At 69.5% G+C, this 20,171-nt stretch carries 12 protein-coding genes, 1 tRNA gene and 3 pseudogenes; 3 read left to right on the top strand and 13 right to left on the bottom strand.

Annotated features, from left to right (window positions below; genetic code table 11):
* Positions 1 to 225: 225 nt before the first annotated feature.
* The 7 genes and pseudogenes from rho to VT50_RS12750 all read right to left on the bottom strand — a co-directional run bounded on the left by rho (position 226) and on the right by VT50_RS12750 (position 10,196).
* A complete protein-coding gene (gene rho / locus VT50_RS12780) occupies positions 226 to 2,367 on the bottom strand; it encodes a transcription termination factor Rho (RefSeq protein ID WP_046086197.1) in 2,142 nt (713 codons plus the stop codon).
* Positions 2,368 to 2,769: 402 nt separating this feature from the next.
* The gene (gene thrB, locus VT50_RS12775; protein ID WP_046086196.1) at positions 2,770 to 3,684 is read right to left on the bottom strand and encodes a homoserine kinase; all 915 of its coding nucleotides are present in this window, start codon (positions 3,682 to 3,684) and stop codon (positions 2,770 to 2,772) included.
* A gap of 437 nt (positions 3,685 to 4,121) precedes the next feature.
* Entirely contained in the window at positions 4,122 to 5,210 is a 1,089-nt protein-coding gene (gene thrC / locus VT50_RS12770; RefSeq protein ID WP_046086195.1) for a threonine synthase, read from the bottom strand.
* Between the two features lie 155 nt (positions 5,211 to 5,365).
* Positions 5,366 to 6,658 (bottom strand): homoserine dehydrogenase, encoded by a 1,293-nt coding sequence (locus VT50_RS12765; protein WP_046086194.1) that lies wholly within the window; start codon positions 6,656 to 6,658, stop codon positions 5,366 to 5,368.
* Between the two features lie 146 nt (positions 6,659 to 6,804).
* Entirely contained in the window at positions 6,805 to 8,205 is a 1,401-nt protein-coding gene (gene lysA, locus VT50_RS12760) for a diaminopimelate decarboxylase (RefSeq protein ID WP_046086193.1), read from the bottom strand.
* Between the two features lie 75 nt (positions 8,206 to 8,280).
* On the bottom strand, positions 8,281 to 9,291 hold the full coding sequence (gene nrtL / locus VT50_RS12755) for an ArgS-related anticodon-binding protein NrtL (RefSeq protein WP_046086192.1): 1,011 nt from the start codon (positions 9,289 to 9,291) through the stop codon (positions 8,281 to 8,283).
* 424 nt (positions 9,292 to 9,715) lie between these two features.
* A pseudogene (locus VT50_RS12750) lies at positions 9,716 to 10,196 on the bottom strand (response regulator).
* Positions 10,197 to 10,370: 174 nt separating this feature from the next.
* Here VT50_RS12750 and VT50_RS12745 point away from each other — a divergent pair.
* Together VT50_RS12745 and VT50_RS40395 are read left to right on the top strand one after the other, a co-directional pair.
* A tRNA-Arg gene (locus tag VT50_RS12745) sits at positions 10,371 to 10,442 on the top strand.
* A gap of 386 nt (positions 10,443 to 10,828) precedes the next feature.
* Positions 10,829 to 11,296, top strand: coding sequence for a hypothetical protein (locus tag VT50_RS40395; RefSeq protein WP_240529148.1), 468 nt, complete (start codon positions 10,829 to 10,831; stop codon positions 11,294 to 11,296).
* A 69-nt stretch (positions 11,297 to 11,365) separates the two neighbouring features.
* Here the strand turns inward: VT50_RS40395 and VT50_RS40390 are convergent.
* The 3 genes and pseudogenes from VT50_RS40390 to VT50_RS12735 form a co-directional block, all read right to left on the bottom strand.
* Positions 11,366 to 11,797: pseudogene (locus VT50_RS40390) on the bottom strand (recombinase family protein); the annotation flags it as partial.
* A gap of 602 nt (positions 11,798 to 12,399) precedes the next feature.
* Complete coding sequence (locus VT50_RS38995) at positions 12,400 to 12,660, bottom strand: hypothetical protein (RefSeq protein WP_143645215.1); 261 nt, start codon at positions 12,658 to 12,660, stop codon at positions 12,400 to 12,402.
* Positions 12,661 to 13,704: 1,044 nt separating this feature from the next.
* Positions 13,705 to 14,187 (bottom strand): ATP-binding protein, encoded by a 483-nt coding sequence (locus VT50_RS12735; RefSeq protein WP_046086190.1) that lies wholly within the window; start codon positions 14,185 to 14,187, stop codon positions 13,705 to 13,707.
* Positions 14,188 to 14,763: 576 nt separating this feature from the next.
* Here VT50_RS12735 and VT50_RS12730 point away from each other — a divergent pair.
* Positions 14,764 to 15,095, top strand: a pseudogene (locus VT50_RS12730) (esterase); the annotation flags it as partial.
* A gap of 100 nt (positions 15,096 to 15,195) precedes the next feature.
* On the opposite strand, the gene VT50_RS12725 reads toward VT50_RS12730, so the two are convergent.
* From VT50_RS12725 to VT50_RS12715, 3 genes are all read right to left on the bottom strand, one after another.
* Complete coding sequence (locus VT50_RS12725) at positions 15,196 to 16,881, bottom strand: TIGR04141 family sporadically distributed protein (protein ID WP_046086188.1); 1,686 nt, start codon at positions 16,879 to 16,881, stop codon at positions 15,196 to 15,198.
* A 144-nt stretch (positions 16,882 to 17,025) separates the two neighbouring features.
* Entirely contained in the window at positions 17,026 to 17,463 is a 438-nt protein-coding gene (locus VT50_RS12720; protein WP_240529146.1) for a hypothetical protein, read from the bottom strand.
* Entirely contained in the window at positions 17,460 to 19,922 is a 2,463-nt protein-coding gene (locus VT50_RS12715) for an AAA family ATPase (RefSeq protein WP_046086187.1), read from the bottom strand. Before VT50_RS12715 ends, VT50_RS12720 begins: the two co-directional genes overlap by 4 nt.
* Positions 19,923 to 20,171 lie beyond the last annotated feature (249 nt).

Below are 20,171 nucleotides of genomic sequence, written 5' to 3'. Positions count from 1 at the left end.
CATATCTGCGTTGGCCGGTTTTCGCGCGGGGCGCCGGGCGCACCGTTCGCCCCCTTCGTCTGCCTTACCGCTCTGACCTGCCCTTTCGCGGGCAATAGCATGATCAGAACCGGTCCACAGGCTGGCCGGAAGGTGTGGCTCACCTCTCATGTCTCAGGGAACGCACACGAGGCCCCCCGCGATTCGCGGGGGGCCTCGGCTACGGAACGTATCCGCAGGTGTCCGTCAGTCGCCGTTGTTGCCCGGAGTGGGCGTGGTCTTGGCGATCTGCATCAGGAACTCGGCGTTGGACTTCGTCTGCTTCATCTTGTCCAGCAGCAGCTCGATGGCCTGCTGGGAGTCGAGCGCGTGCAGCACCCGGCGCAGCTTCCAGACGATGTTCAGCTCCTCCGACGCGAGCAGGATCTCTTCCTTGCGGGTGCTGGACGGATCGACGTCCACCGCGGGGAAGATGCGCTTGTCGGCGAGCTTCCGGTCGAGCTTGAGCTCCATGTTGCCGGTGCCCTTGAACTCCTCGAAGATCACCTCGTCCATCCGCGAGCCGGTCTCGACCAGCGCGGTGGCCAGGATGGTCAGCGAGCCGCCGTCCTCGATGTTGCGCGCGGCACCGAAGAACTTCTTCGGCGGGTAGAGCGCGGTCGAGTCGACACCACCGGACAGGATGCGGCCGGAGGCGGGCGCCGCCAGGTTGTACGCACGGCCCAGGCGGGTGATCGAGTCCAGCAGGACGACCACGTCATGGCCCAGCTCGACCAGGCGCTTGGCCCGCTCGATCGCCAGCTCCGCGACGGTGGTGTGGTCCTCGGCCGGGCGGTCGAAGGTCGAGGAGATGACCTCGCCCTTGACCGACCGCTGCATGTCGGTGACCTCTTCCGGCCGCTCGTCGACGAGGACGACCATCAGATGGCACTCGGGGCTGTTGCGGGTGATCGCGTTGGCGATCGCCTGCATGATCATGGTCTTACCGGTCTTCGGCGGGGCCACGATCAGACCGCGCTGGCCCTTGCCGATCGGCGCGACCAGGTCGATGATCCGGGTCGTCAGCCCGCTGGCCTCGGTCTCCAGGCGCAGCCGGTCCTGCGGGTAAAGCGGCGTCAGCTTGCCGAACTCCGGCCGCCCGCGCCCGGTTTCGGGCGCCATGCCGTTCACCGAGTCCAGCCGCACCAGCGCGTTGAACTTCTCGCGGCGCTCGCCCTCGCGCGGCTGCCGGACCGCGCCGGTGACGTGGTCGCCCTTGCGCAGACCGTTCTTGCGCACCTGGGCGAGCGAGACGTACACGTCGTTCGGGCCCGGGAGGTAGCCGGAGGTCCGGATGAACGCGTAGTTGTCGAGGATGTCGAGGATGCCCGCGACGGGGATCAGCACATCGTCCTCGGACACCTGCGGCTCATTGCCGAAGTCGTCACGGCCGCGGCGGCCACGCCGGTCGCGGTAGCGGCCCCGGCGCCCGCGGCGCCCGCCCTCGAAGTCGTCGTCCCCCTCGTCGGCGCGCTGCTGGCCCTGGCCCCGCCCGTCGCGCTGCTGACGGCCGCCGCCCTGCTGGCCGTCCTCGCCCTTGCCGCGGCGGTCGCCACGGTCACCGCGGTCGCCGCGGTCGCGCTGGCGGTCCCGGCGGTCGCCCTTCTGGCCGCGCTCCTGGCGGTCGCCGCTCCTGGCGCCCTTGCCCTCGGCGGTGTCGGCGGCGGCCTCGGCCTTTCCGTCGCCCTTGGGCTCGGTCCTGGCCTCGGTCTTCGCGGAGACGTCGCCGCGCGCCTCGGTCTTGGTCTCGACAGCAGTGGCCGTGCCCCCGGAGTCGGGGGTGGTGGCGGGTGCGGTGGCCCGGCGGCGGCGGCGCTCACCGGCCGGCTGCTCATCGCCCGCGGGCTCACCGGGCTGGCCGGGGATCTCGATCTGCTGCTGGGCCGTGGCCTGCTCCTCGGCGCCGGCCTGGTCGGCCTTCTCCGCCTTGTCCGCCTTCCCGGCGGACTTCGAGGACTTGGCGCCGGTCTTCTCCTCGGCGTCGTCGCCCGTACGGGCCCGGGAGGTGGTGCGCCGCTTCGGCTTGGTCCCCCCCTCCGCGTCGGACGGAGTGCTCTCGGAGCCCTGGGCGGAGCCGGAGCCCGCGGCCTGCTTCTCCTTGATGACCTCGATCAGCTGGCCTTTGCGCATCCGCGCGGTGCCCTTGATGCCAAGGCTCGAGGCGAGCTGCTGGAGCTCGGCCAGGACCATGGCGTCAAGGCCGGTGCCCGAGCGGCGTCGCCGCGGGGCAGCGCCAGTGGCAGCACCGTTGGCGGGCGCGGAAGCGTCCGTGGCGGGCGCGTTGTTGCCGACACCGCTGTCGGAGGTGCCGGAGGCGTTCACGCCCATCAGATCGGTGGTGTCGCTCACGAAGGGTCCTTCCCTGGAGCGGGCGTCGGCCTGTCTGGCTCGGCGACCGGTTGTGCTGTCCGGCTGTGGTCCTTCCGTTACGGACCGGGCCGGGGCGGTGGTCCGCCGGGTTACGGCGGAGAGATCAGTTCATGGTTCCGACGCGGCGGAGGATTCACGAGAATCCGCCACGCCGATTCCGGAGCGTGCTCGACACTGCTCAGGCAGGCTGCTCAGGCAGTGTGGGAGGCTCCCGGAAGAAGGGTGGTCCCTGATGGGGACACTGAGCACCTCGCCTCCGAGTACATCCAAGAGGCATCCAGTGCAGACTTGAGGTTAACACTACCGGATCCAACAAACATTCCCCCTCTCCAAGACCGGCTATCGAGTTTTCCCCGCTCCGGGACACCCCGGATCGCGGTGTCAGGTGAGCGGCAGGACACTCGCCCCCCCGGCGTCGAGAGCCAGCCGGTTGGCCGCCCACCCCTCGCCCGCCAGCCGTGCGACCTTGTCGGCCGCACCGTCCTCGACCAGCGCGAGCACCGTGGGGCCCGCACCGGAGATGACCGCGGGGACGCCGTCCGCCCGCAGTCGGTTCACCAGGCTCACGCTCTCGGGCATCGCCGGAGCACGGTATTCCTGGTGCAGTCGGTCCTCCGTCGCGGCGAGCAGCAGCTCGGGGCGCCTGGTCAGGGCCTCGACAAGCAGCGCGGCCCGGCCCGCGTTGACCGCGGCGTCCACATGCGGGACGGTGCGCGGCAGCAGGCCGCGGGCGGTCTCGGTGAGCACCGGACGGCCGGGGACGAAGACCACCGGAACGATGGAATCCGCAGGGTCCATCCTGATCGCCCGGGCGGACCCCGCATCCGTCCAGGCCAGGGTGAAGCCGCCGAGCAGACAGGCGGCGACATTGTCGGGGTGGCCCTCGATCTCGGTGGCCAGCTCCAGCATCGCCGCGTCGTCGAGCCGCTCGGCGCCGCCTATGGTCACCGCGCGCGCGGCGACGATCCCGGCGCAGATGGCGGCGGAGGAGGAGCCCAGGCCCCGGCCGTGCGGAATGCGGTTGGCGCAGACCAGTTCCAGGCCGCGGGGCTGTCCGCCCAGCAGGTCGAAGGCGGTGCGCAGGGAGCGTACGAGCAGATGGTTCTCATCGCGCGGAAGCGCCTCCGCGCCCTCACCGGCGATGTCGACGTGAAGGCCGGAGTCGGCCACCCGGACCACCACGTCGTCGTAGAGGCCCAGGGCCAGGCCGAGGGCGTCGAAGCCAGGGCCGAGATTGGCGCTCGAGGCGGGGACGCGCACTCGGACGGCGGCGGCGCGGAACGCTGGACCGGCCATCGCTCGATGACTCTCCTTGTGGTTACGTGCGATTGCTCGAAGAGGTACGGAACACCGCGGGGGCCGTGACACGTACGGCAACGCCGCGCAGAGGCGAGCGCTCTGCGTCGGGGCGGATTCAGTACAGCCTATCGAAGGAAGGTTCTGTGGCGACATAGGGCGCACGGGAGGCGCACGATGCGTGTCGCGCTCCCTGCCATCGTCCGCGCCCACTCTACTGGAGCGCTCCGCGCGCCCTCGCGCTGCTCTGCCACCCCTTGAGTGGATCTATAGAAAACCCCCTGGAGCCCCGGCGAGGCCGGGCCTCCAGGGCCTCCGGGGGGACGCGAAAGGCCCGCCGGGCCGGAGGCAGCGTGGAATCGCGTGGCGGGCGCTGCCGGGTCGATGGCGCCGCCCACGGCGCACCGCGGCCGCACCGTCGCGCGCCGCGCTCCGTTTCAGGCCAGTCCGAGCCGTACGGCCGCGGCGTCCGCGTCCACCGGGACCACGACCGGCTGCGGCGCGCCCGCGACCGCCCAGTCCGGGTCCTTGAGCCCGTTCCCGGTGACCGTGCAGACGATGCGCTGGCCCGGGTCGACCAGCCCCTGCTCGGCCGCCTTCAGCAGGCCCGCCACGCTCGCCGCGGACGCGGGCTCGACGAAAACGCCCTCCTGCGCGGCGAGCAGCCGGTAGGCGGCCAGGATCTGACGGTCGGTCACCTCGTCGATGAGGCCGCCGGACTCGTCGCGCGCCCGCTCGGCGAAGGTCCACGAGGCCGGGTTGCCGATGCGGATCGCGGTGGCGATGGTGCTCGGCTCCTTGACCGGCTCACCACGCACGATCGGCGCCGCACCGGACGCCTGGAAGCCCCACATCCGGGGCGTACGGGAGGCGCGCGGCTCGCCGTCGGCGAACGGCGCCGCGTACTCCGTGTAGCCCTTCCAGTAAGCCGTGATGTTGCCCGCGTTGCCGACCGGCAGCACATGGATGTCGGGCGCGTCCCCGAGCATGTCCACGATCTCGAAGGCCGCGGTCTTCTGGCCCTCGATCCGGGCCGGGTTGACCGAATTGACCAGCGCCACCGGGTACTTCTCCGACAGCCCGCGCGCCAGCGTCAGACAGTCGTCGAAGTTGCCGTCGACCTGGAGGATCTTCGCGCCGTGGACGAGGGCCTGGCCCATCTTGCCCAGCGCGATCTTCCCCTGCGGGACCAGCACCGCGCAGACCATCCCGGCCCGTACGGCGTACGCCGCCGCCGAGGCCGAGGTGTTGCCGGTGGAGGCACAGATGACGGCCTTGGCACCGGCCTCCTTGGCCACGCTGATGGCCATCGTCATCCCGCGGTCCTTGAACGACCCGGTGGGGTTGGCGCCCTCGACCTTGAGGTGGACCTCGCAGCCGGTGCGCTCGGAGAGCACCTGCGCGGGAACCAGCGGCGTACCGCCCTCGCGCAGGGTGACGACGGGGGTGTGCCCGCCGACCGGGAGGCGGTCGCGGTACTCCTCGATGATGCCCCGCCAGCCGTGCCACTGGCGGGTGCCGGACATTCGAGACCCGGCGTCGGCGATTGCGTTCATGATTTTCCTTACTCTCCGCTCACCCTCTGTTCGGCCTGAGCGCGGCCGCTGCTCGGTCTCTGCCCGCCCACTGCTCACCCACGACTCGTTCCCTGTCCACCCTCTGCACGCCCTCTACTCGCCGTCTACTCGCCCTCGACCCGCATGATGCTCGCGACATCGCGGACGGTGTCGAGCCGACGGAGCGCCTCCACGGTCGAGGACAGCGCGGCGTCGCTCGCGCGGTGGGTCACGACGACGAGGGACGCCTCGCCGTCCTTCCCCTGCTGGCGGACCGTGTCGATGGACACACCGTGCTCGGCGAAGACCGTGGCGACCTGCGCCAGAACTCCTGGTTTGTCGGCGACGTCCAGGCTGATGTGATAGCGAGTGACCACCTCGCCCATCGGGCTTACCGGGAGCCTGCTGTAGGCGGACTCCCCGGGTCCGGTGGCACCCGCCAGCTTGTTGCGGCAGGCGGCGACGAGATCGCCGAGGACGGCCGAGGCGGTCGGCGAACCGCCCGCGCCCGGGCCGTAGAACATCAGCTGCCCCGCCGCGTCGGCCTCCACGAAGACCGCGTTGTACGCCTCGCGGACAGAGGCGAGGGGGTGGCTCAGCGGAATCATCGCCGGATGCACCCGCGCGGTGACCGAGCGGCCGTCGGCGGCCCGCTCACAGATCGCGAGCAGCTTGACCGTACAGCCCATGCGCTTGGCGGAGGCGATGTCGGCGGCGGTCACCTCGGTCAGGCCCTCGCGGTGCACGTCGTCGAGGGTGACCCGGGTGTGGAAGGCGATCCCGGCGAGGATCGCGGCCTTCGCTGCGGCGTCGAAGCCCTCGACGTCGGCGGTCGGATCGGCCTCCGCGTACCCCAGGGCCGTGGCCTCGTCCAGCGCCTCGCTGTAACCGGCACCGCTGGAGTCCATCCGGTCGAGGATGAAGTTGGTGGTGCCGTTGACGATGCCGAGGACCCGGTTGACCTTGTCGCCCGCCAGCGACTCGCGCAGCGGCCGCACCAGCGGGATCGCCCCCGCGACCGCGGCCTCGTAGTAGAGGTCCGCACCGCGCTGCTCGGCCGCCGCGTGCAGCGCCGCGCCGCCCTGGGCGACCAGCGCCTTGTTCGCGGACACCACGCTCGCGCCGTGGTCGAAGGCGGTGGTGATGAGGGTGCGGGCGGGCTCGATCCCGCCGATGACCTCGACCACCACATCGATGTCCCCGCGCTTGACCAGGGCCGTGGCGTCGGTGGTCACCAGCTCGGACGGCACCCCCTCCCGGACCCGACCGGGGCGGCGCACGGCGATCCCGGCCAGCTCGACCGGGGCCCCGATGCGCGCCGCGAGGTCGTCCGCCTGAGTCGTCATGATGCGCGCCACCTCTGAGCCGACCACTCCACAGCCCAGCAGCGCCACCTTCAGCGGACGCGTACGCATCATCCGACCTCGCTTCTCATCTCTCATCCATCGCGTTAATGCACCAGCGCGTTAGTGCACCAGTCTCATGCACCGGACGGGATTTTCTGTCCCGGGTCCAGTATCCGAGATCTCTTTCTCGCTAGCCGATTCGCACCGGCGGGTTCTCGTTAGCCGACATCGAGCCGCAGTAGATCTTCCTCCGTCTCCCGCCGGACGATCTCGCACGCCCGCCCGTCCCGTACGGCCACGACGGGCGGCCGGAGCGCGTGGTTGTAGTTGCTCGCCATCGAGCGGCAGTACGCGCCGGTGGCGGGCACGGCGATCAGATCGCCGGGCGCCAGATCGCCGGGCAGGAAGGCGTCCCGTACGACGATGTCGCCGGACTCGCAGTGCTTGCCGACGACGCGGGAGAGCATCGGCTCGGCGGTGGAGGCGCGGGAGACCAGCGCCACCGAATACTCGGCGTCATAGAGCGCGGTACGGATGTTGTCGGACATCCCGCCATCGACGCTGACGTACGTCCGCAGCCCCGGCAGCTCCTTGACCGTGCCCACCTCATAGAGCGTGAACGCGGTCGGCCCGACGATCGCCCGCCCCGGCTCGACCGACAGCCGTGGCACCGCGAGCCCGGCCGAGTCGCACTCCCGGTGCACGATGTCGCGCAGCGCCTTGGCGATCTCCTGCGGCTCGCGCGGGTCGTCCTCCGAGGTGTACGCGATGCCGAGGCCGCCGCCGAGGTCGATCTCGGGCAGCTCGACGCCGTGCTCGTCCCGGATCTCCTTGAGCAGCCCCACGACCCGGTGCGCCGCGACCTCGAACCCGGACGTATCGAAGATCTGCGACCCGATGTGCGAGTGAATGCCGATGAGCTCGAGCCCGTCCAGCTTGAGCGCCCGCCGTACGGCCTCGGCGGCCTGCCCGCCCGCGAGCGGAATGCCGAACTTCTGGTCCTCGTGGGCGGTCGCGATGAACTCGTGGGTATGCGCCTCCACACCGACGGTGATCCGGATCTGCACCCGCTGGCGCCTGCCCAGCCGCTGGGCGATGTGCGCGACCCGCACGATCTCCTGGAACGAGTCGAGCACGATCCGCCCGACGCCCTCCTCGACCGCCCGCTCGATCTCGGCGGTGGACTTGTTGTTCCCGTGCAGCGCGATCCGCTCGGCGGGCATCCCGGCGGCGAGCGCGGTGGCCAGCTCCCCGGCGGAACACACATCGAGGTTGAGCCCCTCCTCGTTCAGCCAGCGCACGACGGCGCGGGAGAGGAACGCCTTCCCGGCGTAGAACACATCGGCGTCCGCCCCCTGCTCCCGGAACGCCTCGTGCCAGGCCCGGCAGCGGGCCCGGAAGTCGGCCTCGTCGAGGAAGTACCCGGGCGTCCCGAACTCCTCCGCGAGCGTCTTGACGTCGATCCCGCCGACGGTCACGACGCCGTCGGCGTTCCGGCTGACCGTACGGGACCACACGCGCGGATCGAGCTGATTGAGATCGCCGGGCGGCGCGGCGTAGTGCCCCTCGGGAAGGACATCGGCGTGGCGGGGCCCGGCGGGATGGGCGGAACGGCTCATGGCGTCTCTGCTGTCTCTCTCAAGGTCTTACACAAGGTCACACACAAGGGCTTGCTCAAGGGCTTACTCAAGGTCTTACAGATGTTCGGGTGCACTGATGCCGAGCAGTCGCAGGCCGCCGGCGAGCACCGCTCCGGTGGCATCGGCGAGGGCCAGCCGGGAACGGTGGACGGCCGAGGGTTTGTGCTGGTGGGAGGGCAGGACCGGACAGCCGTCATGAAACAGGTCATGGAACCGGAGAAAGGCATCGGCGACGCCGACGAGATGCCGCGCGAGCTGGTCGGGCGCACGGTGCCGGGCGGCGGCCTCGATGACGCGGGGATGATCACCGAGGAGACCGAGAAGGCCGATCTCGGCGGGGTGGTCATACGCCCCGGACTCGGGCTGCGGCTCGGGCGTGATGTGGAGCTGAGTGGCGTTCCGCATCAGGGCGCGGATGCGGGCGTGGGCGTACTGAACCCGGAAGAGGGGGTTGTCCTCACGCTGCGAGAGAAGCCGGGAGGGATCGAGGTCGGGCAGATCATGCCCGGCGGGCCGAAGCAGGGCCCAGCGGGCGGCATCGGGGCCGAGGGAGCGGAGCAGTTCCACCCCGGAGACCGGGGAGGCCCGTACAACAGGCCCACGACCTGCGATGACGACTCCCCCGGAGGCATCGACAAGCCCCCGCACCACATGACCGACCAGCGCGGCCCGCACCTCGTCACTGTCCCCGAGCGGAACCGAAACCCCGGCAAGCGCCTCCCCATGCCCATAGCGAGGCCCCGCGGAGCGCACGGCCCGCACGAGCTGGGCATGCGAGTGGGCATCAAGGGTGATGTTGAGAAACCCAGGAGCCGCGACCTCAACGCGGGCGATCCCGGGCGTACGAACCAGCCGCCGCCGCAAAACCTCGGCGATGACGAGCGCGTCCCGCTCACCCCCACCCCTGGCCAGCAGCAGGGCGACATTGGTGGCGTAATCCCCACACCCGGCCCGAGGCGGAGTCCGCACCTTCACCCGCTCCGGCACGACAACGCACAGCTCGTCGTCCTCAACGGCACGACGCACGGTGTGCAGCACAGTGCGGGAGAGCTGGGCGGGGGTCACGGGACCAGCGTATGGGAGGAGGGGGGTACGGAAGCGAACCGGTTTCGCCCTTCGGACGACCACAGACCGGGGACGACGGAGGAGCCCCGGACCCAAAGCAAGAGAGGAGAACGGACGAGCCCGGGCCCCAAAACAAGACAAGAGAACGAACGAGCCCAGGCCCCAGAGCGAGACAAGAGAACGAACGAGCCCAGGCCCCAGAGCGAGACAAGAGAACGAACGAGCCCCGGGCCAAAAGTGACCCGGGACCCGAACGCCCCCACGAAGAGAAACCCGAGCCCCAGAAACCCAAGCCCCGACCAGAACCGAAGTCCAAGCCCAAACCCAAGCCCCTGGGACAAACCGAAGCCCAGAGCCCAAGGCCCCAAACAGCCCCCGGGCCGAACCGGAGGAAGGGGCCAGACCCGGACCTGGGGCCCACCACTTACCCGGTGGGCCCCACAGCCGGCTCGGCATCACCAGGCGCGGCCGCACCGGCCGCCCCCTGCCGCATCAGCCGCCACACGAGCTCGACAAGATCGACGGGCTCGAAGGGTTTCGCGAGAAAGGCATCGACACCCAGCGCCTTCCCGCTGTCCATCTCATACTGCGTACACGCACTGATGATCGCGACGGGCACATGACACGTACGAGCATCAGCACGCAGCCTCGACGCCGTATGCAGCCCATCGAGTCTGGGCATCACAACATCGAGGGTGATCACATCGGGCCGCACCTGGTGAACGATCTCCAGGCACTCGGCACCATCGGCCGCGGTCACGACCTCGAAGCCCTCCAGCTCGAGGTTGACCCTGATCAGCTGCCGGATGACCTTGTTGTCGTCGACGACAAGGACCCGGCCGGACAAGCCAGGCACATCCTGAAGAGTAGGCGCGCAGCCGCGGCTGCGTCCGGGTTTTCCCCACTTCCGCCCCGTGCGAGGGACCTTTCCCCAAGACCCCTGCACCCCACCCTCCACATGCGGTATACGCCCCTCCGCTCCCACCGCCACTCCCCACCCACCGGCTCCCGATAACCGTTCATGACCACCCTGATCGAGCTGGTAGGGTTCTACCCGTCGCCACAAACACCAGCGACAAGCCCCCGTAGCTCAGGGGATAGAGCAACGGCCTCCGGAGCCGTGTGCGCAGGTTCGAATCCTGCCGGGGGCACTCAGGGGATGGGAATGAACGCGACGGTTATGCCGCGTTTGTCCACCCCGGGTGTCATGATCGGGTGCCAGCACTTCGCTGCGGGCGCCCGATTTTTTGTTCCACGGGTCCAGCTCACGGGTGACGGCCACCAGTCCGTCAAGCAGATGCCCCGGGATCGTCACCCGTAGGGTCACCTCTTCACGGGGTCGGCTGTAACGGACCTCCAGCCCGAAAGCGTCGTAGAGCCGCCGCTGGATCTCCTCCGGGACCAGGGCAAGGTCGATGTCGAGGTGCGGAAGCGCGTCTAGCAGAGCCTCGCTGTCGACGGAACGCACCTCCGGCTTCGGGGCTTCCAGCCGGGCCAGCTGCTCGGCGAGCTCTGTGCGCTGCTTGCCCAGGGCGGCGTGCTCCCGGCGGATCGCGTCGCGAAACTCCTTCTCCTGTTCCGGGTCGGGCCCGCCATCGGCAAGGGTGCGGATGAGCCGGGCCTGACGCTCACCGATGGCCTTGATGGCCTGCTCCAGCGCGGCGCGTTCCTTCGCGATGCGGTCGCCGGGCTCGTCCGCAAGCCGGGCGGCTTCGAGCGCGGCTCCGAGATGGGTGCGCCGGTCGGGGCCGAAGACGCGGGTGGCGAAGAAGTGGGAGACAGATGTGATCAAGGCCTCTTCCCGAACCCACAAACTCTTGGGATGCCCGCCGAACCAGGGCTTGTCCCGGTGTTCGTTCGGGTCGACCTGACAGGCGTAGTACGAGATCCGGTGGCGGTTCTTGCCGAACATACGGCGGTCGCAGATCTCGCAGACGACGTACGACCGCAGGACATAGGAACGCCGGGTCGCCGGGTGAGAGTTGCGACCGGGCGTCGTCCGTGACCCCCGTCGCTTGCGCGCCACGGTGGAAGCCACATCGAACAGCTCTTTGGAGACGAGAGGCTCGTGAGTGGGCTGCGGCGACCACACCCAGTCCTTGGGGTCGTTGTAGCAACCGCCTTTCGTCGTCGCCCGGCGGTTCCAGACCTGATAGCCGGTGTACTTGGGATTGCGCAGGATCTCTCGCACGGCCGACCCGCTCCAGCGGTGGAGGGCCATGTCAGGGCGAGTGGGCTCTGGGGGCGGGTACGCCAAAGGATCAAGGTTCAGGCGGTCGGCGATGGCGTCGTATCCGAGCTTGTCCAGTCCGCGGAGCTGGAAGATGTAGGTGACAGCCGGAGCCCGGGACGCGTCCGGAACGAGCCGGTGCTTGGTGCGGCCCTCGGCCCGGCGGGCCGGGACGGGATGGGGAACCTTTTCCGCGCGATAGCCGTAAGGCGGCTTGCCCACATTCCAGCCCTGAGAGACATGCTCAATGAAGCCGTCCCACGACAGCTCCAGCATCTGCAACACGTACCACTCGGAGACCGCCTGCTTAACGCGCTGCGTGAGTGTGGGTGTGGCACGTTTGGCTCGCGGACCGGTCACGATCGGCTCATCGGCAGCACACAGGGCCACCCCGGCCTGCTCCAGCTCGTACTCGATCTTCGTGCCGAAGTAGGTCCGGCGCGCGACGCGTTCAATGGACTCGCAGATAACTGCGGCGAAGCGGCGGTCAGGCCGCTGCGCCTCGTCAAGCAGATCAGCGACGCTGCCATCTCGCGGAATGGGAATCTGGAACTGCTGGTGCGCAAGGGAATTGCCCCGCTCTCGCAACTCCTTACGGCCGGATTCCACATCGTAGAAATGGGCGACAATCACCCAGCCGGGCGGGAGCGCAGCTCTCGCGTTACGCAACTGCCGGGGCAGCGACAGGGTGGGGTCCTGAGCGTCCTCCGTAGAGGTCCGGCCGAGCCAAGCCACTGGGACAGTGACCGGAAGCGCCGAGGCGTCCGGAATACCGACCGTGGACCAGGGTCGGCCGGATACGGGCTGCGCCCAGGGCCGAGTGCTGGGCGGGTTGCCGTGCATACGGTGTCTCTCTCCCAGGGTGCAGGGCGGGAGGCTCAGACGTGGCCACTCTTCGGGGCACTGTGACCGGCGTACAGCCACTCCAGCACCTCACGAATCGCGTCCCCTTGGCGCTGGGCCAGCGCCTGAGCCTCGCCACCATCGACGACGACGTACTCCACGACCGTCAGCAACCCCTCTGAAGTGCGCGTTTCAGCGTTGCCGCGACCGGTCGTCGTCCATGGACGCTCCATCTCGGCGACGTCGTCAAGCCCGCGATCTTGCGTGTCGGAAGATGCCCGTGAGCGATGATTCACGACCGCTCTCCAGCCGCCCGTTGCCGTACGTGGACGGCCACCCACACACCCAGAACCCCAACTCCGCCGGAACAACCTGCCCCGAGCCACTGCCGAGCCTGTGCTCCCCAACCCCTCGCTGGCACAGGTGCGGCACCGGGCTGTGGCGACGGTTGCCGACCCGGTGCCAGCAAGGGATGCCTCGGCGGCGGGTATCGCGGACGTTCTTCATCTGGAACCCCCAGGCGTGGTGTCGAGTTCGACGGAAGCGGCCAACTGGCGCTGACGTGATCAATAGAGATTCCAGCAGTGGGTCTTTGCCACCGCCGGGGAGCGGGTCCGCTCCCCACTGCACCTCAGGCACACGCACCTGGGGTGCGAGCGCACCCGCACCCGAGCCATCACCGAGCCAGTACCGGTCCACCTCGGCGGTACGGACGCACACAGGAGCAGCCGCTCCAAGATCCTCGGGCGCGCTCCCCCACACCGGGTGCACAACCGCGACCGCCGGGAGGCACGGGGTACACCCCGAGAGCACCGCTCCCCCTCCGTTCCCCGGCCGCTCCCGCCGCCCAAACCCAGCGGCATCGGCCGACAGGCCACCCGAACCCGGCCCCGCGACCACACGCACCGGCGCGGGCACAGCGCCCCGCTCGCACCCCAGGAGCCGCCCCGGAGGAGAGCACCCCGCTCCCCAGGTGCAAGGTGCTCCTGACCCGCGCCTCACAGCCCGCCACGGGACCCGTACAGAACCCACGCTGCACATGAATCTCGCAGGGAGGAGGCATCCACAGCTCAGCAGCCGGGCAACCAGCGACACGCGATCAGCGCACGCCCGGCCGCGCTGACCAGGTAGATCGGGATGCTTCGCTGTACCGATATATACAGTCGCCCTCGCCAGCATCCGGCTCGTCTACGGCCTGGCCTGCGGTGATGCCCTGCACGGGGACGTCGCATCCAAGGACGGCCCCGGACACGCCGACGGAAACGACGATGGAAACGACGGGGGAATCGCCAGCGGGCCACAGTCGGCCAACCCACTCGCCGACGCCCCAGCCGAGCAAGTCAGTCCCCGAACCAGTCCTCCCCACTGGCGGGCAGGGGCAAGGCGATCCAAGCTGCCTTCGCGCCCAGCAACCGGCGGAACCCCCAGGCTCCTCCGGTCAATTCATGCACGATGTGCAAGCCCCAACCGCGCTCTGACAACAGCGCGCACAACGTCTCCAGACCGCCGCCCCGATCTCCCTCCACCGGAGCAAACAGAGCACCCACCGCAAAAGGCGGGATCTCGGGAATCCTCGGGTCGTGATCCACCACCTCGCAGATGACATCCAATGCCGTGCGGTGCAGCCACAGCTCATACGACCCCACCGCGTGCTCAATGGCGTTCGCGACCAACTCCGATACGGCCAGCACGGCATCACTCACCGACTCGCCGCCATACCCCAGATCGCTCAGGGCGTACCCCAAGACGGCACGGGCACGAGCCGGAGCCCCTGGCTCGCCATCACGCCAACGCCACAACACGACCGGTGCGCCGTCCAACATGCCCGACGGATTCATCGCTGCCCGCCCCGAGCCGAGTGACGCCCACGCCGGACACGGCGATGTCGCCCCGCACCGGGCCCTACGACCGCCCAAACCCCGGGCAGCACAAGCGGCCCACCAACCATGAGACAGGAACCGAGCAAAGCAGACGTGACCAGAACAGGCGCCGCCACAACGGCCTCCGGGGGTAGTCGCGACCAGAACGCGACCACCACACCGTCGACCTCGCCAAGAGCGGAACCCTCTTCTCACCGCGACTTTCCTTCGTGACAGGAAGCCCTCATCTCTACCGGCCATATCGAACCGCATCCAGGCGCAACGGTGGCAGCGGATGCCACTCGGGCATCCAGCAGAGTCCAAGCTCGCGAGGTTCGCCGATTAGTCTACGAGGGACGCATCGGAGTCGATCGCCGCTGCGACGTTCTAGGCCGCCCACATACTCCACTGGTTCCCGGACGAGGACTCATGGCCAGCTGCATCGCCAGCCATCCGTCCCGTTGTCCGTGAATTCCGCGAGCGCTTCCGAGCACTGCCCCTCGCAACCTCACATTCACTGCTTCGAATTCCGAAGGTGAACCTGAGATGCAAGCCGCAGAACTCCCAGCATCCAATGTGGTGTTGGCACCGCACGCGCACTGGCGCACATGCATGCCGCGCTCATCGGCGTGGTGGGCGGTGTGCGCCTGCTACTCCGGAAATCCTGGAGTCGGCAGCCATGGAGCAGTACAGAGACCAACCCCATGATCGGCCCGAACTCCTTCGGCCACACTGGTCGAGGCGGCTCGCTCGGCTTCGCCGACGCGAAGCACGGCATCGCCTTCGGCTATGCGATGAACAACATCACCGGGGGTCCCAACGACGTGCGCGCAATGTCACTGGTCAACGCATTGCGAAAGTCACTGGCATAACAGCTGGCATCGCTGAGGCCCCATTCTGCTACCACAGCCATCTCGAGATCCGGCATGGCTCGCAGGAGACGCCGGCGTACGACGTCTCGGTGCGCGGCAGTTACGCCGCCAACCGCCGGACGCCAGTCGAGGTGACAGGCGACGGAGTGGCAGCGATACCTACGACCTCGACCTGAACACCCCACGCTTCGAGCATCCTGGCCGTCTGTACCAGGGTCACCTGCGAGAACGGAAACAGGGTGTCGGCGGTGAGGTCGGTGCCGTCCTTCAGCAGGATCGCGAAGACGACTTTGGAGGGCTGGAAGTCCTTCGGTAGACCGCGCCCCTTCCGGGCCGCGGCCACCTTCTCGGCGAACCGTTTCCGTCCCTCCGGGGAGTTCCGCAGCGTCTGTACGGCTACGAGCGCCTGGCTGAAGAGGTGGCTCAGCACGTCGGAGCCCTTGGCACGCTTCACCATGACCAGCGCGTTGTCTGGGCTCAGCAAATCGCAGATCTCCACGCCGTTCCCGCGATGCAGCGCGGTCTGAACGTTGTCGCGGTCGAAGCAGACGTACCCGGGCCGCTGGTCAGGCACGGACTCGTTGTAGCTGCGCTCCTTCCCCCCCAGGACCCACGGGGGCAGCTCGACGGACGGGTTGTCGGCGATCAACCGCTCGGCGTGCGAGCGAATCGTCTTCAGGTACTCCTGATCGATCTCGTACCAGTGCCCGTCCATCAGGAAGAACCGGCGAGAGTCGAGGAACACCTCCGCCTCGATCCAGCGGAGCGCGCTGGACGTCCAGATCTCGTCGGCCCGGTCGGCGCGGCTGTGCCGGTAAAGGGTGACGGTTCCTTCCCGGAGCGCGGCCACGCGGCTGCCCGCACGCTGAATGCGCGCCCGGCAGAGGACGTACTCAAGGTCGAAGTCGTCGGTCGACCGGCCGGCCGCGTCGCTGTTGATCCTGGCCCGGAACGCCCGGGCTGCCATGTAGTCGTCCCAATAATCGATGGGGACGGCGACTCTGATCTTTCCGTCAGGCTCCTGCCCCAGAAGGTCGTCAAGGTTGGCCTCCAGGCGGGTGACAAGGCTGGAATCGTCAGCAGGCACGACGTGCTCGACGAACTCCAGCCCCGGGCTCGGCTTCTCCTCGCGCAGCACACGGGCGATCGCGCGGATATCGGCAATCAGGTCGGCGCCCTCCACGCCGAGCCGCATGCGCAGGCCGACACCACCCTCGGCGCTGGAGATCTTCGCCGGGTTGTCCCGGGAGATGGTGAGCGGGATGTCGTCCAGGTGACCGCCGAGGCGGCGCACGATCTGGGCGTGCTCGACGATGCCCAGGCTCCACACCGAGGCCCCGCTCGGGATCAGGGTAATGTCGGTGCGCCCTCCGCCCGGGGTGTGCGACACCAGGTCCCGGATCCTTCCAGGGTCCACCCGGCGGGACGCGAAGCTCAGCCCGAAGCGGTGGTCCTTCAGCCGGTCGGGCACCAGGCGGAAGCCCTGGTCGTAGCCGATGGCGTACACCTCGCCGTCCACCGCGAGCATCAGCAGTGCGGCCGAGCGGTTGACCGGTCGTGACACCTCGATACCCGTCGTACGGAAGATCTCGTCGCACCAGCTGGCGACGGGCTGTTCGAAGCTGCCGGTGACCAGGACGGCCGGTACACCGAGGTTCTCAGGGATGTCGAAATCCGCGTGGACCCTCTCCAACTGGTCTGCGTATAGGGCGTCGAACATCGAGTCGGCAGTGGGAGACACCCCCTTGAGCCGATACAGGGTTCGCTTGGACGTACGGGCCGTCATGGTGCCGCTCCTCGCTCCGCTCTTTGTGGACGGTGGCGCTAACCGCCCCCGTGGTGTCGTTCTCATGTGTGTCTCCTCCTGGCGCTGCCGACCAGCGCCCGCCTCTTCGCTCGGCGGAACAGGGGGACGTGGGCCAAATGCTGATCAGTGGGCCAACAGGGCGACGATCGCCGCTACTTCGGTACGCCACGCGCGCACCTGGTCCTCCGTGGGACCGATCTCGTACTGGTGGTAGTGGCACCCCAGGCAGAGCTGGCTCCACGCGGCCTTCGCCCGGCGGGCCGTTCCGGCTTCGGCGCAACCGCGGAGCCAGAGGAACGCGGCCCGCTGGGTGCCCTCCCGAATCGCGCGCGGCGCACGGTGGGCGGCGAGGCGGTCGGCGACCGCACTCTCCAGTGCGGCACGCAGGGCGAAGGCGGCACCTCGGCACCGGCTCGCCGTAGTCGCGGTGGACGCGGCGGGTACGGCGGCGAGCGCGGTGGGCCGGGCGGGCACGGGCGTGGCAGCGGGCGTGGCGGGCTCGCCGGTGTCCGCGAGGAGCAGGTCGGCGGTGTCGAGCAGTTGGCGGATGGTCGCGTTCATGGCCCCTCCTCGGGCTTGCGTACCGTCAGGGCGACCGCCTTGATGTCGTCCACGAACCGGTAGGGATCCGGCATCGAGGTGCCTGACGGGTGGGCACCCTCCTGGCACTGCCGAATGAGGTCCACCGCCTCGGGGCCGCAGCGCCTGCGCACTTCGCGGTAGACCTCACCTGCCTTCTTCGACGTATCTCCGATGAGTCCCAAGGCGGCGATGTCCATCAGCGTGACGGCACCCGCGACGGTCTTCTCCGCCTCGTGCTCGGCCAGCCCCGCCCGGTGCAGCCGCAGCCACGCGGCCTCGGAGAATGCGCGTTCCAGGACGGTGCGGCAGAGGCTGGGCAGTACATGGGTCATCGCGACCGGCGGGAGGTTCGGCGTGCGGGCGAGGGCGCGTGCGTCGGCCAGGGCCTGGCCGACCGGATCAGTCACCCGCCGCACGATCACCGCGGACCGGCCCTCCCGCTCCACCTCCAGTACGTTCACCGGGAACTCCTGGTTGGTGAAGGCCCGCTGGAGCCGCGTGTCGTGGGTGAAGACCACGACCTGCCGGGTCTCCCCGAGGTCGTGCAGGACCTTCGCGAGGCCGTGCACCTTGGCGGGATCCATGGACTGCACGGGGTCGTCGATGACGACGAACCCGAAGGGACTGTCCGGCGCGGCGGCGCGCGGCAGGAAGAGCGAGAGCGCGAGGGAGTGCAGTTCGCCCTGGCTCATGACACCGAGGGCCGCCGCCTGTGTGCCGTCGACGGACACGTCCATCACCAGCTTGCGCACGGTGGCCTTCTCGCTGCCGGTCAGGCGTACGGAACGCAGGTCCACGTTGCTCTGCTGGCGCAGTTCCTCCCAGATCCGCTGCGAGTAGTCCTCGAACGGCCGCAACCGCTCTTCGCGCAGCTCGGCACACGCCTCCTTGAGCCACTTACGAGCCGCCCTCACCTGGCGCAGCCGCGGCCTGCCGGGGTACGCGGTCCGGGCCCGGTCGAGCCAGCCCGCGAGGCGGGTGACACAAGCGCGCCGCTCCTCGTCGAGCTTCTCCAGCTCCCGCAGGGCTTCCTCCCGCAGCGCGGCGCAGGCGTCGGCGAGGACGAGCGCGGCGGTCTCGGCGCGGACGGCGAGCCGCTCGGCGTCATCGATCGCCCGGCACGCCTGCCACTCTTCCCACGGGTCCACGAGCGGGGCGGGCAGCCACCCAGGCACCGGCGTGACGAGGTGGCGGACGGCGTCCACCGCGTCCCGCAGCCCGGTCCGGGCCTCCCGCGCGGTCGCGGCCTCCTGCCGCAGGGTCGCCACCTGTTCGGCTGTCCGGTCGGCCCACGCCTCGTCGAGCGGTCGGTTGGACCCGCACACCGGACAGGTGTCCTCGTCCTCGTGCCGGAGACTGTGCTCCAGGGCCTTGGCCAGCAGTTCCGCACGCTGGTGGGCGTCCTCGGCGCCCGAGGCACGTACGTCGTCGAGTACGGCGATGGCCTCGCGCAGCCGGTCCACGGCCGCGCCGACCGCGCCGAGGTCTGGTCCGGTCAGCCCAGCGGTCGCGCGCAGTTCCCGGAGACGACCCTCGTCCGCCTCGGGCACGGCGGTCACGAGGGCGCCGAGCTCGACGAAGTCGGGGTCGCCCGCCCCGCCGACCACCGCGAGCGCGTGTTCTGCCCGGGGGTCGTCCAGCGCGGACAACACCTCGACGAGTGCGGGCCGTTCCGCCTCGACCTGCTTCAGCGCGGAGGCGAGCGCCCTCTCGATGCCCTGGAGCCGCTCGTCCGCGTCGGCCAGCTCGCCGAGTCCGAGGATGGCGGCGATCGAGTCGTACTGCTCGCTGGGCCTGCCGTTGAGAACCTTGTCGAGATCCGTGTACGACAGGAAGGGGCTGTAATCGTTCAGGGCCCGCTCCCAGCCAATGTCGGCGAAGGGCCGCCGGCCGTGGCCCGGCCGCCTGAACTCGACTGCGGGGGCGGTGACATCGTCGCCGGGCCAGGTACACGTCAGGGTGGACAGCCGGGGGTCGCCCGCGATGGCGAGGCGGACCTCGACCTTCGGGTCGGCCCCGTCGTGCAGGTTGCGCCAGTGCCGGTGCCACGCCTCGCCCCGCTGCTTGTCCAGGCGGGCGGTCCGGCCCGTGAGCGCCGTCTCGGCGCCCTCAGCGAAGCTGGACTTCCCCGAGCCGTTACGTCCCACGACGAGGGTGACGCCGGGCTTCGCGGTCAGCGGCAGACGCGCCTTGCGGCCGATGCCGCGAAAGCCGCTGACGTTGATGGAGTCGAGGAACACCCGCTGGTCCGGGTGCGGAACAGCGGGGGCGCCGGACCCCGACGGCGCGGCGCCCAGTACCTCGCGCAGGAGTTCCCGGGGCGCCTCGGCGAGCGCCGAGCTTTCGAGGCGGGCGGCCAGCCGGGAGAGCGTCGAGGAGCTGCCTCGACCCTGCTCGTTCGTTGCGTTCGGGTCGCTCTGTGCGAGGTGTTCCGTCATGGTGCTCTCCGCCCTCCGTGGCCCGTTCCGATGGCCGATGTCCAATGGGGCACCGGCCGGGCCCGTGCGGTGAGCGAGAGAGGCGAGCCTCCCGGCTTTGCGCGAGCCCGGTGTGACGGAACAGACGTTAGAGGCGGAGAAGTTGCTCGATCCATATCATCGGTGATAACCCGGGTTATCACGATCGATACTGCCTATCGACGGCAGTTGGCGGGGTGACGGGCATCTTGGCCCACACACCGTTTTGCC

The organism is Streptomyces antioxidans, assembly GCF_000968685.2.
Classification (GTDB): domain Bacteria; phylum Actinomycetota; class Actinomycetes; order Streptomycetales; family Streptomycetaceae; genus Streptomyces; species Streptomyces antioxidans.
This window is presented reverse-complemented; position numbering and strand designations above follow the sequence as displayed.

What these genes read in the sequence shown, in the direction of transcription:
- thrB (WP_046086196.1), bottom strand. Translation starts at nt 3,684, where the DNA reads ATGGCCGGTCCAGCGTTCCGCGCCGCCGCCGTCCGAGTGCGCGTCCCC.
- thrC (WP_046086195.1), bottom strand. Translation starts at nt 5,210, where the DNA reads ATGTCCGGCACCCGCCAGTGGCACGGCTGGCGGGGCATCATCGAGGAG.
- VT50_RS12765 (WP_046086194.1), bottom strand. Translation starts at nt 6,658, where the DNA reads ATGATGCGTACGCGTCCGCTGAAGGTGGCGCTGCTGGGCTGTGGAGTG.
- lysA (WP_046086193.1), bottom strand. Translation starts at nt 8,205, where the DNA reads ATGAGCCGTTCCGCCCATCCCGCCGGGCCCCGCCACGCCGATGTCCTT.
- VT50_RS12735 (WP_046086190.1), bottom strand. Translation starts at nt 14,187, where the DNA reads ATGTTGGACGGCGCACCGGTCGTGTTGTGGCGTTGGCGTGATGGCGAG.
- VT50_RS12725 (WP_046086188.1), bottom strand. Translation starts at nt 16,881, where the DNA reads ATGACGGCCCGTACGTCCAAGCGAACCCTGTATCGGCTCAAGGGGGTG.
- VT50_RS12720 (WP_240529146.1), bottom strand. Translation starts at nt 17,463, where the DNA reads ATGAACGCGACCATCCGCCAACTGCTCGACACCGCCGACCTGCTCCTC.
- VT50_RS12715 (WP_046086187.1), bottom strand. Translation starts at nt 19,922, where the DNA reads ATGACGGAACACCTCGCACAGAGCGACCCGAACGCAACGAACGAGCAG.